We start from the raw sequence: 13,553 nt of genomic DNA on the forward strand, positions 1-13,553 counted from the left end.
GAGGGTGCAGTCAGGCGCGTGTGGCCGGACGCCCGAGCAGGCTGTCCGGCAATGCGGGAATCGGTGTGCGTTCGTCCTGCGCCTGCTCCAGCAGCCAGTCGATGAACAGGCGTGCGGCCGGGCTGGGCGGTTGTCCTTCGGCATGCACTACGTGGTACGCATAGCGCGCCTTCAGCGCCGGGCCGGGCAGGCGCACCACCTCGTAGCGCTGCAGATAGGGCTGGGCGATGTGGGTGCGCGCCAGCACCGCGCCCATGCCATACACCGCTGCACGCATCGCATCGGTGCTGTCGGCGAAGGTGTGCATGGGTGGCAGCGGCGACGGCGTGCGCACGCCGGCGTGGCGGAACCAGTCGCGCCAGCCCTGCGGCGACAGGTCGGTGAGCAGCGGCAGGTCGGCGATGCGCGCCGGATCGACCAGCGTTTCGACGCCGGCCAGTGCCGGTGAGGCGACCGGGAACAGGTAGTCATCCATCAGGTGCTGCGCACGCAGGCCGGGCCATTGGCCCAGGCCGTAGCGGATGCCCACTTCCGGGCCGTTGTCGTCATAGCGATCCAGCCCGCTGCCGGTATGCAGTTCGATGCGGATGTGCGGGTAGGCCTGGGTGAAGCGCGGCAGCCGTGGCAGCAGCCAGCAGTAGGACAGCGAGCGCAGCGTGGTGATCCGCAGCGGCACGCTGTCGGCATCCGGCTGCAGGTGATGGGCGACGGCCGCGACATCGGTGAAGGCGGCGCTGGCGGCGTCGGCCAGTTGCCGGCCCTCGGCAGTCAGGCGCACGCCGCGGGCGTGGCGCAGGAACAGCCGTACTTCCAGCACTTCTTCCAGGCGGCGGACGTGGTGGCTGACCGCGCTGGCGGTCAGGTGCAGCTCCTGCGCGGCCTGGGCGAAGTTCTGGTGGCGCGCGGCGACCGCGAACACGGCCAGTGCGGGTAGCAGGGAAGGGCGTAGCAGCATGTCGAGCCTCAAACCATATTTGTGGCTGGCAGCGATACTACGCGCTTGTGCGGCGGGCGTCTGCGCCTGATCCTATCCGCCTTGGCGAGGAATTGACGATGTACGGAGGCAAGGCATGAATGCGGTCCCACAGGCGGCCGAGCGCGATTGGCGCACGCCGCTGGAATTGACCCTGCTGGGCGCCATCTGGGGCTGCTCGTTCCTGTTCATGCGGGTGGCGGTGCCGTCGTTCGGCCCGTTCGCGCTGGTCGAAGTGCGGCTGGTGCTGGGTGCGCTGGTGCTGCTGCCGTTCCTGTGGCGCGCCCGCGCGCAGTTCCCGCCGCGGCGCTGGCTGTGGCTGGCGCCGATCGGCCTGATCAACTCGGCGTTGCCGTTCGTGCTGTTCGCCTATGCAGCGGAACAGGCGCCGGCGGCGATCGGCGCGATCTGCAATGCGATGACCGTGCTGTTCGCCGCGCTGATCGCCTTCCTGTTCTTCGGCGAGAAGATCGGCATGCGCCGCGCCGGTGCCTTGCTGGTTGGCTTCGCTGGCGTAGTGGTGCTGGCCACCGCCAAGGTTTCCGGCCTGGGTATCGGCACCGCGGTGCTGGCCGGTGCGGCGGCTTCGCTGCTGTACGGCCTGGGCGTGAACCTGGTGAAGCGGCACATGACCGGCCTGCCGTCGGCGGCAGCGGCGGCGGCAACGCTGTCGTGTGCCTCGCTGTGGATGCTGCCGATGGCGGTGACCCACTGGCCGCAGGCGGCGATTCCACTGAAGGCCTGGGGCGCAGCGATCGCGCTGGGCGTCGCCTGTACCGGCCTGGCGTTCCTGATGTTCTACCGCCTGATCGGCCGCATCGGCCCGTCGCGTGCGTCGACGGTGACGTACCTGATTCCGCTGTTCGGCGCGGCGTTTGCTTGGTTGTTCCTGGGTGAGGCGGTGACGGTGCAGATGTTGATTGCGGGTGCGTTGATTCTGGGTAGCGTGGCGGTGAGCCAGAAGGGCTGAGGGTGCCGAAGCGCTGGTAGTGCCGGGCGCTGCCCGGCAGGTCTTTTCCGCGCCTGCGGAGAGGTGTCACTTTCTTTGCTCGTGCAAAGAAAGTAACCAAAGAAACACGCCGCCAGGTCGCGAGCCGGTGCTGCGCACCGGTGCCCTGCGCTCCTCGGCCCGTCGAGGGACGGCGCGGGAACTCGCTGCGCTCAGACACCCGCGCCTCTTCGCCCTCGCCGGACCTGCGGTGCTCGGCTCGCTCAAGGCGGACCCAGATCAAAGGCCACAGCTGCACCCAGTAGATCCACGCCATGCGTGGATGTTTTTGCTGTTGATCTTGACCTTCCAGTCCGCCTTGAGCGAGCCGAGCATCGCAGGGGAATCAGGGGCGAAGAGGTGCCGATGTCCTGTAGAGCCGACTGTTAGTCGGCTGCCTTCTGCACACCGTCCCCTGATTCACCGAGAAGCGCAGGGGACCGGCGTGCGAAGCACGGCGGCTCGCGACCTGGCGGCGCGTTTCTTTTGGTTACTTTTCTTTTCGCGCGAAAAGAAAAGTGACGCCCATGAACAGTGAAGCACCTTCAGCACGCGTCACGTGCAGGAAACCATCAGCGCACCGGCACCGGAATATTGCAGAGATCGATATGCCCCGCCGGACGCTTGTAGAAATCATCCACGCGATTGCGCCGTGCCTCCACCGTATCGGCAAAGGTCTTCGAATCGGTGCGCAGCACCTGGATCGGCGTGCGCTCTGCAGCCGGCACATCGCTGGCGCGGCGGATCGACACGATCGGCGTGCGCAGTTTCGGGTCTTGGTAGAAGCCCATCGGCGCGGGCCCGCGCGGTGTTGCGCTGAGCAGTTCCATGCCCTTCAGCACGCGGCCGACCAGGGTGATGTTGCGGTCCAGCTGGCGCGGCGACTGGCCGGTCACCACGTACAGTTCGGCGCCGATGCTGCTGTCTTCTTCATTGCTGCGGCCGGCGCCGAGCATGCCGTAGCAGTGCGCCAGCCAGGCCTTGCCGGCCTGCGGGTCCTGGCCGACCGGGAAGCCGTCGACGAAACCGGTCTGCGCGGCCCAGCCATCGCGATCCGGCAGCACGCTGACCTTCAGGCCGGCGCTGGCGCGCTCGAACTCGGCCGGCAGCTTGCGTGCGGCACTGCCGAACGGCCTGGCCTTGGCTGCGTCATCGGCGTCGGCATCGCCGAACTGCACCACGAAGTTGTCCTGCGAACGGTAGATGCTGGTGCCGTCCCAGAAGTGCTCGTGGGCGAAGGTCTGGATGTTGGCGACATGGCGCGGGGCGAACTGCGGTGCCAGCTCGACGATGACCCGACCGGCCGGCAGGTCCATGTACAGCAGGTTGGCCGGGTCCGGGGTGCGCCAGTCGCTGGCCGCCGAGGCGTCGAGGATCTGCTGCGGGCTGCGGTAGGGCGTGGCCGCGCTGGTCAGGGCGGGTAGCAGGCAGGACAGGGCGAGGGCGGTCAGGGCAAGACGGCGACGGTGCGGCATGGGATCCCCGGAACATGAACGAGGCTTCGATTCTGCGCGAGCGGCCCGGCCACGCCAACCGGCACGATAACTAACGACACATTCGCTATACCGAACTTCGCACTACTGTGGACTTCAACGTAGTGGAGGCCCGGTCATGTCCGAGGACGATGTCCACCTGAAGAAGTTCCAGAAGGAGCTGAGCGCCGGAACGGTGTCGCTGGCCCTGCTGGCGGTGCTGGCCCGGGCCGGGGAGCCGCTGTACGGCTACCTCATTGCCAAGGAGCTGGAGCGGGTGGGCGAGGGCGTGCTGAGCGGCAAGCAGAGCGCGCTGTACCCGGTGCTGCGCAACCTGGAGGCTGCCGGTCTGCTGGAAAGCCACGTGGAGCCGTCCAGCAGCGGTCCGCCGCGGCGCTACTACCGCATCAACGAACGTGGCCGCGACGTGCTGGCGCAGTGGCGCCAGGCCTGGCAGGCCACCCGAGATTCCGTCGATTCCGTGTTGGAGGGGGTACCGCAATGAACGACCCGAGCCTGGCAGGCCGAGCCCTGCCCACGACCATCCCGCAGTACCTGGCGCAGCTGCGTGTGGCGCTGGAAGGTGCCGACCCGGCGATGGTGCAGGACGCGCTGTACGACGCCGAGGAATACCTGCGCTCGGAGCTGGCGGCGCAGCCCGGCCGCAGCGAGGCCGAGGTGATCGCCGACGTTGCCGGTAGCTATGGCGCGCCGGACGAAGTGGCCGAGATCTACCGCGAGACCGAAGTGACGGTGAACCGCGCGCTGCGCACGCCGCGTGCGGATACCGCACCGGTGCTGCGCGCAGCGGCCGAAGCCAGTGGCGTCGAGCCGGCCGCACCGCCGCCGGCGCCGGTGCAGCGCTCGCTGCTGGCGCGTTTCTTCGGCGTGGTGACCGATCCGCACACCTACGGTGCGCTGTTCTACATGCTGCTGTCGCTGGCTACCGGCATCTTCTTCTTCACCTGGGTGGTGACCGGCCTGTCGCTGTCGCTGGGCCTGCTGATCCTGATCGTGGGCATTCCGCTGACCGTGCTGTTCTTCGGCTCGGTGCGCGGGCTGGCGCTGCTGGAAGGGCGGCTGGTGGAAGCGCTGCTGGGCGAGCGCATGCCGCGCCGTCCGCGTTACACCGATCGCAGCCGCACCTGGCTGCAGCGCATCGGCGACATGTTCACCGATGGCCGCACCTGGCTGACCCTGCTGTACTTCGTGCTGATGCTGCCGCTGGGCGTCATCTACTTCACCCTCGCGGTGACGCTGCTGTCGCTGTCGCTGAGCCTGATCTGGGCGCCGGTCGCGGCGATCTTCAGTGGCGACATTCCGGGCGTGTACGTCGATGGCGTGAACGTACTGCCGATGGCTGCATCGCCGCTGGTGGCGATCACGGTTGCTGCGGCGGGCGCGCTGCTGCTGCTGCTGACGATGCATCTGGCACGCGGCATCGGCAAGCTGCATGGGCTGATCGCCAAGAACCTGCTGGTGCGGTTGTAACAGGCCAGGGGTCGGATCCTGTTCGCAGAACAGGGCTCTGACCCCGGATCCCATCATGCTGGGGTCAGAGCCCTTTCCGCTGGAAAGGGAACCGACCCCTGCCGGGAATCAGCCCGCCTTTCGCCGCAACGGGGTCACGTTGCTCTTCTTCTTCGTGGCCTTCGCCGCCGGTGCTTCGGCATGCGCGGCGAAGAAGTCGCGCACCTTCGGGTACACCACTTCGCGCCAGCGACGGCCGCTGAAGATGCCGTAGTGGCCGGCACCTTCGACGATGAAATGCTCACGGCGGTCCGCAGTGATGCCGGTGCACAGCGCCTGTGCGGCTTCGGTCTGGCCGAGGCCGGCGATATCGTCCAGCTCGCCCTCGATGCTCAGCAGCGCGGTATCGCGGATCGCCGACGGATCGACCTTCTCGCCGCTGACCACCCACTCACCACGCGGCAACAGGAAGTCCTGGAACACCACGCGGATCGTATCCAGGTAGTACCTGGCCGGCATGTCGAGCACCGCGTTGTACTCGTCGTAGAAACGACGGTGCGCGTCGGCGTCTTCCAGGTCGCCCTTGACCAGGTCGGTATAGAAATCCCAGTGCGAACTGAAGTGGCGGCTCGGGTTCATCGACAGGAAGCCGGCGTGCTGCAGGAAGCCCGGGTACACGCGGCGACCGGCGCCGGGATAGCTGGCCGGCACGGTGTGGATGACGTTGTTCTCGAACCACGACAGCGGGTTCTGCGTGGCCAGGTTGTTCACTGCGGTCGGGCTGCATCGCGCATCGATCGGGCCACCCATCATCACCAGCGTGCGCGGCGTCGGTTCGCCACGGCTGGCCATCAGCGAAACCGCGGCCAGCACCGGTACGGTCGGCTGGCACACGCTCACCACGTGCAGGCGCTCCACGCCGAGGTGGCGGATGAATTCCTGGATGTAGGCGATGTAGTCGTCCAGGCCGAATTCGCCTTCGCTGGCCGGCACCATGCGCGCGTCCACCCAGTCGGTGACGTACACGCGGTGGTCGCGCAGCAGCGTGCGCACGGTATCGCGCAGCAGCGTGGCATGGTGGCCTGACAGCGGCGCAACGACCAGCACGAACGGCTGGTTGAGCATCGTGTGCAGCTGGTCGGCTTCATTGCTGTGGCGCTTGAAGCGCAGCAGCTTGCAGAACGGCTTGCTTACTTCCTCGTGCACGACGATCGGCACGCGTTCGCCATCGACGTCGATTTCGTTGATGCCCCACTCGGGCTTCTCGTAATCCTTGCCGATGCGGTGGAAGAGTTCATTGACCGCCGCCAGGCGATCAGCGCCGGGCATCTGCGACCACCAGTGGCCCTGGTTGGCGAAGAACCTGGCGTTTGCCTGGGCCTGGTGCACCCAGGGGGCGAGCAGGTTGCGGGTCAGTTCGTGCAGTTGATAGAGCATGACGACCGAATATGTATGGTCATATGTTGCCGCGCAGCATATCCCATCCGGGTGTCCCGCAGGTTAAGTTGGCTGAAAATAATGAATCTGGATTCACATCCGTTCCAGCGCGGCCGCATCGCCTGCCAGGGCGGGGCCGAGCCAGCAGTGCGACCCCACCGGCTGCAGGCCATGCCGGGCCAGCGTGCGGCGGTACCAACGCGCTGGGCGCGCCTGGAAGCCGTCGTGGTCGCCTTCGAACGCGTCCTCGGCGGCGAAGGTCTCCAGGAAGGCCACGCCGCCCGTCAGCTCTGCCACGCCGGCCAGTCCGGCGCGCAGCTCGCGGTCGGGCACGTAGTGCATCACGTCCGAGCAGACCAGCAGGTCGACCGGGGCACAGGGCCGCAGCCAGGCGAAATCGCCGAAGCGGGCCATGTGCAGGTTGCGGGTCCTGCCGTAGCGGCGCACAGCGTACTCGCTGCTGTCGAAGCCGAGGTATTCGACCTTCGGACGCAGCTTCAGCAGCGGTGCGCGCCAGGCGCCTTCGCCGCAGCCGATGTCCAGCACGCTGCGGATCGGTCGTTCCAGGTAGTACTCGGCACTGGCCACGGCCAGGGCGACCTTTCGCGCCAGGCGGGCGCTGCCGCCGATGTCGGCACGGCGGTACCAGCGTTGGAAATAGGCGGCGTCGTAGGTCTTGTCCATGGGGCGGTGCGCGATCGGGGAAAACGGCGCCTATCGTACGGTGTTGCGCCCCCGGGTGTGGCGGACCAGCAGAAGAGCCACGCCATGGGTGGCTGCCATGCTGCGGCGATTGGACGCGGCAGCCACCCATGGGGTGGCTCTACTGCGACAATGGGTACCCATCTACGCCAGCCGCCGGAGCGAGCGCATGCAGAGCTACTACTGGGTCAAGACCTTCCACATCGTGTTCGTGGTGGCGTGGATGGCCACGGTGTTCTACCTGCCGCGCATCCTGGTGAACCTGGCCGAGACTGCGGGCCAGCCGGCGGTGACCGAGCGCCTGCAGCTGATGGGCCTGCGCCTGTACCGCTTCGGCCACTCGATGTTCGGCCTGGCATTCCTGCTGGGCCTGGTGCTGTGGCTGGGCTACAAGGTGATTCCCGATTTCCCGACCATGGTCGCGCCTGGTGGCGCCGGCTGGCTGCATGCCAAGCTGGGGCTGGTGGTGCTGCTGCTGGTGTACTTCGGCTGGATCGGCCGCCTGCTCAAGGGCGTGGCCAAGGGCAGGGCGCTGCCGTCGTCGCGCGCGCTGCGCTGGATCAACGAGATCCCGCTGCTGGCCTTCATTCCGATCGTGTGGCTGGTGCTGGCCAAGCCGTTCTGAGGCGGGGGCATCTGCACCCGGTAGATCCACGCCATGCGTGGATGCCGTCAGGGCGCAAACGAAAGCGCCGGGCATTTGCCCGGCGCTTTCGTTTCTGCAATCACCTGCGTGTTGCCGGCCAGCGGCCGGCACTACCAGGCCTACCTGCATGCTGGCCAGCGGCCGCCACTACGTCAGGCTGCTTCGTACGTGCCGTAGCTGCGCAGGCGCGCGTAGCGCTGTTCCAGCAGCTGTTCGGTGGACAGCTTGTCCAGCGCATCCAGCTCGTTCAGCAGCACCGCCTTCAGGCGCTTGGCCATCTGCGTCGGGTTGCGGTGGGCGCCGCCGGTGGGCTCGCGTACGACCTTGTCGACCAGGCCCAGGCTCTTCAGGCGCGGGGCGGTCAGGCCCAGCTGTTCGGCCGCGTCCTTGGCCTTGCCGGCGTCCTTCCACAGGATCGAGGCGCAGCCTTCCGGGGTGATGGTCGAGTACACCGCGTATTCCAGCATCACGGTGCGGTCGCCCACGCCCAGCGCCAGCGCGCCGCCGGAGCCGCCTTCGCCGATCACGGTGCAGATGATCGGCACCTTCAGTTCGGCCATCTCGATCAGGTTGCGCGCGATCGCTTCGGACTGGCCGCGCGATTCGGCGTCGATGCCCGGCCAGGCGCCAGCGGTGTCGATCAGGGTCAGCACCGGCAGGCCGAAGCGCTCGGCCATCTTCATCAGGCGCAGGGCCTTGCGGTAGCCCTCCGGCTTGGGCATGCCGAAGTTGCGCTTGATCTTCTCCTTGGTGTCGCGGCCCTTCTGGTGGCCGATCACCATCACTGCACGGCCGTTGATGCGGGCCAGACCACCCATGATCGCCTTGTCGTCGGCGAAGGCACGGTCGCCGGCCAGCTCCTGGAACTCATCGAACATGACGCGGAGGTAGTCGGCGGTGTACGGGCGCGACGGATGACGGGCCAGCTGCAGCACCTGCCACGAGGTCAGGTTGCGGAAGATCTGCGCGGTGCGCATGCGCAGCTTGTCCTGCAGCGCGTGCACTTCCGCCTCGACATTGACCGCCGGCCCGGCACTGGCGTTGCGCAGTTCCTGGATCTTGGCTTCCAGGTCGGCGATGGGTTGCTCGAAGTCGAGGTAGTTCGGATTCATCGGAAGCCGTCGTGTAAAGAAGAGGGGAATTCTAGCCGAATGCGCGCAAACCACCCGTACGCCTTCGTCTGGAAGGCGACGGTAGCGCAGCCGGGCGGGGCGCGCCAGTCAGCTCAGGGCACTACCAGGGCGCTGCGGCCCATCAGCTGGCTGCGCTGGGAAACGAAGTCGTTGTAGGCCTCGTTGGCTTCACGTCCCAGCCCGCTGCCCAGGGTGGCGGTGGCCGAGGTGAAGGCCATCTGCGCGGCGAAGTCCTGCTTGCGCAGCGCCTTCTGTTCATCGGCGGTGGTCGCCTTCAGCCAGCGCGCATAGACCTCGCGCAGCGGCGCGGCGTGGGCCTCGAAGGCGGGCACCAGCGCCGGCAGGCTGGCCGGGGCCGGTTCCAGGCTGAACGCCGGGGCCACGTAGCCGGCCGGCTGCTCGCGCTTGAAGGCGCCGGGCTCGCCCATGCCTTCTTCCACGTAAGCGATGAAGTCTGGCGCGGTGAACACCTTGGCCACGATCTGGCCACCGCTGGCGTCGACGTGGGCCACCACCTTTTCCTTCGGGAAGGGTTCGCGCACGCCGTAGGTCCAGCTCTTGTCGATGAACAGGTCGTGGCTCTTCTCGAACGGGCCTTCGAAGTCGACCCCGCCAAGTTCGATGCCCTTGTTGCCGACGCCGAAGTTCTTCAGCTTGCTCTCGTCGGTGACATAGACCTCGCGGGCGATCACGTACTCGCTGAGGGTCGGATTGATCAGGCCGCCACGACCGTCGACGTAGACGATGAAGCGCACGTCGCCGAGCTTGTCGGTGTGCAGGCGGTGCTCACCGACAGCGAGCGAGATCGGGCGCGAGCCCTGCGCGGCCACTGGCAGGTCCTTGCCATCGATGCTCAGTGCCAGCGGCGCATCGGTCGGGTTGTCGATCTGGAACTCGACCTTCGAGGGCGAACAGGCGGCCAGGGCCAGCGCGGCGGCGAACGGGAACAGCAGGGTCTTCATTGGCAATCGTCCTTGATGACTGGAACGGGAAAGCAGGAGGGTCAGGAAAACCAGAGCCAGCCTCAGCTGGCCCACGGTGGGCTGTAGCGCACTTTCAGCGTGCGTACGGCGGGGTCGGCGCGCAGCGCCTCCATCAACTTGGAATCGATGCGCACCGCGCTCTGCCCGGAAACATCGAGCATGCCGGCGACGCCGCCGTGCGGGCCCTTCAGCAGCAGGTCCAGGCGCAGCGGCGTGCGCCCCGGGCGATGGCGATCCAGCAGCGCATTGACGCGCTCCCAGACCGGGCGCTGCTGGCGCAGGTCCAGGCGCAGCGACAGCCGCGTGGCGTAGTTGGCGCAGACTTCGTCGAAGTCCCAGCACTGGCGGATGCGCAATGCGTAGCCACCGTTGAACTCGTCCTCGCGCAGGCCGCCCTTGACCACCAGGATGCGGTCCTTGGTCATCAGGTGCCCGAACTCGGCCATCGCGTCGGAGAACGCGCTGCACTCGACGCGGCCGCGGCCATCTTCCAGCTGGATGAAGATCTGGCTCTCGCCCTTGCGACGCACACCGACCACCTGGCCGGCCAGCACGGTCTGTACTTCCGGGCGCCAGCGCTTTTCGCCGCCGCCACCACCACCGCTGTTGGCGCTCCAGATCTTCTCCACCGAACCCAGGTCGTTGCCGACCAGATCGCGTACATCGTCGCGCCATGGATCGAACGGGTGGCCACTGAGATAGAACCCCAGCGTGTCGCGCTCGCCGTTGAGGCGCTGCAGCAGCGGCCATTCTTCGGCTTCGGGCAGATCCAGCTGGATCGTGGTCGCGCTCGGGTCCGGGCCACCGAACAGCGAGTTCTGTCCCGAAGCGCGCTCGCGGGCCATCTGGTCGGTAGCCTTGATCACCTCCGGCAGCTGCAGCATCAGCGAGGCACGGTTGCGGCCAAGCTCGTCCAACGCACCACAGTTGATCATCGCTTCCAGCGTGCGCCGGTTGAGCTTGGCCGAGCCGACGCGGGTGCAGAAGTCGAGCAGGTCCTTGAACGGGCCGCCCTTCAGCCGCTCCTCGACCACCGCCTCGCAGGCACCCTGGCCGACGCCCTTGATCGCACCGAGGCCGTACTGGATGGTGTCCGGGGTCACCGCTTCGAACATGAAGGCCGACTGGTTCACCTTGGGCGGCAGCACGGTCAGGCCGAGGTTGCGCACCTCGTCGAGGAAGCCGACCACCTTGTCGGTGTTGTCCAGATCGGACGACAGCGTGGCCGCCATGAACTCGGCCGGGTAATGGCGTTTCAGCCATGCGGTCTGGTAACTGACCAGCGCGTAGGCGGCGGCGTGCGACTTGTTGAAGCCGTAGCCGGCGAACTTCTCCATCAGGTCGAAGATCGCGTCGGCCTTGGCTTCGTCCACGCCGTCCTTGGCCGCACCTTCGCGGAAGATCTCGCGGTGCTTGGCCATTTCGGCCGGCACCTTCTTGCCCATCGCACGGCGCAGCAGGTCGGCGCCGCCCAGCGAGTAGCCGCCGACGATCTGCGCCATCTGCATCACCTGCTCCTGGTACACCATGATGCCGTAGGTGTCTTTCAGGATCGCTTCGGTGCGCGGATCGGGATAGATGATTTCTTCCTGGCCGTGCTTACGCGCATTGAAGGAGGGAATCAGGTCCATCGGGCCGGGGCGGTACAGCGACACCAGCGCGATCAGGTCTTCGAAACGATCGGGGCGCGCGTCCTTCAGCAGGCGGCGCATGCCCGAGGATTCGAACTGGAACACTGCGCCCGTATTGCCGTTGGCGAAGATGTCCTTGTAGGTGGGCGTGTCGTCCAGCGGAATCGCGGCGATGTCCACCGGCGGGATGCCGGCGCGCTCATGGCGCTTGTTGATCGCCTTCACCGCCCAGTCGATGATGGTCAGCGTGCGCAGGCCGAGGAAGTCGAACTTCACCAGGCCCACTTCTTCCACGTCGTTCTTGTCGAACTGGGTGACCGGGTTCTTGCCGAGACCGTTCTCATCGTGTTCGGCGTACAGCGGGCAGAACTCGCTCAGCGGTTCGGGCCCGATCACCACGCCACCGGCGTGCTTGCCGGCGTTGCGGGTCAGGTCTTCCAGCTGCAGCGCCAGGTCGATCAGGTCGCGGACATCGTCCTCGGTCTCGTAGCGCTGGATCAGTTCCGGCGACGCCATTTCCGAGCTGGGGCCGTCCTTGCCCTTGCCCAGTGCATCCTTCAGGTGGATGCCGAGGATGTTCGGGATCAGCTTGGAAACACCGTCGACCAGGCCGTACGGGAAGCCGAGCACGCGGCCGGAGTCGCGCACCACCGCCTTGGCGGCCATGGTGCCGTAGGTGATGATCTGGCTGACGCGCTCGCGCCCGTACTTGCGCGCGACGTAGTCGATCACCTCGTCGCGGCGGTCCATGCAGAAGTCGATGTCGAAGTCGGGCATCGACACGCGTTCCGGGTTCAGGAAGCGCTCGAACAGCAGGTTGTACGGCAGTGGGTCCAGATCGGTGATCTTCAGCGCCCACGCCACCAGCGAACCGGCACCCGAACCACGGCCCGGGCCGATCGGGATGCCCTGGTTCTTGCCCCACTGGATGAAGTCGGCCACGATCAGGAAGTAGCCGGGGAAACCCATCTTGATGATGGTGTTGAGCTCGAACTCCAGGCGCTCGAAATAATCTTCGCGGGTCTTGCCCGGCGCCAGCGGATTCTTCTCCAGGCGCTCTTCCAGGCCGTCGCGCGACATCTTCTGGATCCAGGTGTCCAGGGTCTCGTCGTCGGGCACCGGGTAATTGGGCAGGAAGTAGGTGCCCAGCCGCATCTCGATGTTGCAGCGCTCGGCCAACGCCAGCGTGTTGTCGATGGCATCGGGAATGTCGGCGAACAGCGCACACATCTCTTCGGCCGATTTCAGGTACTGCTGGTCGCTGTACTCGCGCGGGCGCTTGGGGTCGTCCAGCACGCGGCCGGTGGAAATGCACACGCGCGCTTCGTGCGCGCTGAAATCGGTGGGCGCCAGGAAGCGCACATCATTGCTGGCCACCACCGGCAGGCCACGCTGGCCGGCGGCCATCAGCGCGAACTGGTTGAAGGTTTCCTCGCCCTCGCGGCCGGTGCGGGTCAGCTCCAGGTGCAGGCCATCGCCGAACACGCGCTGCCAATCGGCCAGCTGCTGCTCGGCCAGTTCATGCTTGCCGTCCAGCGCCAGGCGCCCGGCCAGGCTCTGCCGGCCGGCCAGCGCGAACAGGTTGGCGTTGCCGGCCTTCAGCCAGTCCGGATGGATGGCCACGCCGCCTTCGGGGCGATGGCCTTCCATCCACGCGCGGGTCAGCAGCCGCGACAGGCTCAGGTAGCCCTCGCGGTCGCGGCACAGCAGGGTCATCCGCCACGGATCCTGCCCTTCCTCGGCGATCAGCACGTCGGCGCCGGCGATAGGCTTGATGCCCACGCCTTCGGCCGCCTTGTAGAACTTGACCAGGGCGAACAGGTTGTTGAGGTCGGTCACCGCCAGCGCGGGCAGGCCGAGTTCGACCGAGCGTGACAGCAGGTTGGCCTGCTTGGCCTTCTTCGGGTCCGCCTGGTCCGGCTTGGCCGGCACACGGATGGTGGAGTCCGCCAGCGAGAACTCGGTGTGGACGTGGAGATGTACGAAGCGGGAGTTGGACATGCCGGACCAGGTTGGAGCGCGCGGGCCCCGGGTGCTGACGGGGGAATCGTCGCCGGGGTCGGGAAGCGCTGGAGTGCCCGGTCAGGGTAGCGAGGGCTGGAGGGCGCGACAAGCTCT

Annotated in this window: 11 protein-coding genes; 4 read left to right on the forward strand and 7 right to left on the reverse strand. The window is 67.0% G+C overall.

The window, feature by feature from the left end:
• Positions 1-10: 10 nt before the first annotated feature.
• Complete coding sequence (locus AC5P6X_RS00220) at positions 11-955, reverse strand: LysR substrate-binding domain-containing protein (protein WP_005408722.1); 945 nt, start codon at positions 953-955, stop codon at positions 11-13.
• Between the two features lie 115 nt (positions 956-1,070).
• On the opposite strand from AC5P6X_RS00220, the gene AC5P6X_RS00225 reads away from it, so the two are divergent.
• Positions 1,071-1,943, forward strand: a complete 873-nt coding sequence (locus AC5P6X_RS00225) for a DMT family transporter (protein WP_329755873.1) — start codon at positions 1,071-1,073, stop codon at positions 1,941-1,943.
• 590 nt (positions 1,944-2,533) lie between these two features.
• Here the strand turns inward: AC5P6X_RS00225 and AC5P6X_RS00230 are convergent.
• A complete protein-coding gene (locus AC5P6X_RS00230) occupies positions 2,534-3,436 on the reverse strand; it encodes a peptidylprolyl isomerase (protein ID WP_329755871.1) in 903 nt (300 codons plus the stop codon).
• 136 nt (positions 3,437-3,572) lie between these two features.
• On the opposite strand from AC5P6X_RS00230, the gene AC5P6X_RS00235 reads away from it, so the two are divergent.
• Complete coding sequence (locus tag AC5P6X_RS00235; protein WP_049395935.1) at positions 3,573-3,938, forward strand: PadR family transcriptional regulator; 366 nt, start codon at positions 3,573-3,575, stop codon at positions 3,936-3,938.
• Positions 3,935-4,924: a sensor domain-containing protein gene (locus tag AC5P6X_RS00240; RefSeq protein ID WP_049395934.1), complete on the forward strand. Its 990-nt coding sequence runs from the start codon at positions 3,935-3,937 to the stop codon at positions 4,922-4,924. Before AC5P6X_RS00235 ends, AC5P6X_RS00240 begins: the two co-directional genes overlap by 4 nt.
• 108 nt (positions 4,925-5,032) lie before the next feature.
• Here AC5P6X_RS00240 and AC5P6X_RS00245 read toward each other — a convergent pair whose 3' ends face one another.
• Together AC5P6X_RS00245 and AC5P6X_RS00250 are read right to left on the reverse strand one after the other, a co-directional pair.
• A complete protein-coding gene (locus tag AC5P6X_RS00245; protein WP_322534438.1) occupies positions 5,033-6,340 on the reverse strand; it encodes a polyhydroxyalkanoate depolymerase in 1,308 nt (435 codons plus the stop codon).
• Positions 6,341-6,433: 93 nt separating this feature from the next.
• Positions 6,434-7,024, reverse strand: a complete 591-nt coding sequence (locus tag AC5P6X_RS00250; RefSeq protein ID WP_005408729.1) for a class I SAM-dependent DNA methyltransferase — start codon at positions 7,022-7,024, stop codon at positions 6,434-6,436.
• 187 nt (positions 7,025-7,211) lie between these two features.
• Between AC5P6X_RS00250 and AC5P6X_RS00255 the strand changes: the two genes are divergently transcribed.
• The gene (locus AC5P6X_RS00255) at positions 7,212-7,667 is read left to right on the forward strand and encodes a CopD family protein (RefSeq protein ID WP_005408730.1); all 456 of its coding nucleotides are present in this window, start codon (positions 7,212-7,214) and stop codon (positions 7,665-7,667) included.
• 173 nt (positions 7,668-7,840) lie between these two features.
• Here AC5P6X_RS00255 and AC5P6X_RS00260 read toward each other — a convergent pair whose 3' ends face one another.
• From AC5P6X_RS00260 to dnaE, 3 genes are all read right to left on the reverse strand, one after another.
• A complete protein-coding gene (locus tag AC5P6X_RS00260) occupies positions 7,841-8,800 on the reverse strand; it encodes an acetyl-CoA carboxylase carboxyltransferase subunit alpha (RefSeq protein ID WP_005408731.1) in 960 nt (319 codons plus the stop codon).
• Positions 8,801-8,913: 113 nt separating this feature from the next.
• Positions 8,914-9,783, reverse strand: a complete 870-nt coding sequence (locus AC5P6X_RS00265; RefSeq protein ID WP_329755870.1) for a hypothetical protein — start codon at positions 9,781-9,783, stop codon at positions 8,914-8,916.
• Positions 9,784-9,845: 62 nt separating this feature from the next.
• Positions 9,846-13,436: a DNA polymerase III subunit alpha gene (gene dnaE / locus AC5P6X_RS00270; protein ID WP_049448274.1), complete on the reverse strand. Its 3,591-nt coding sequence runs from the start codon at positions 13,434-13,436 to the stop codon at positions 9,846-9,848.
• Between the last annotated feature and the right edge of the window lie 117 nt (positions 13,437-13,553).

This window comes from Stenotrophomonas sp. YJH_SMC_40 (assembly GCF_059368615.1).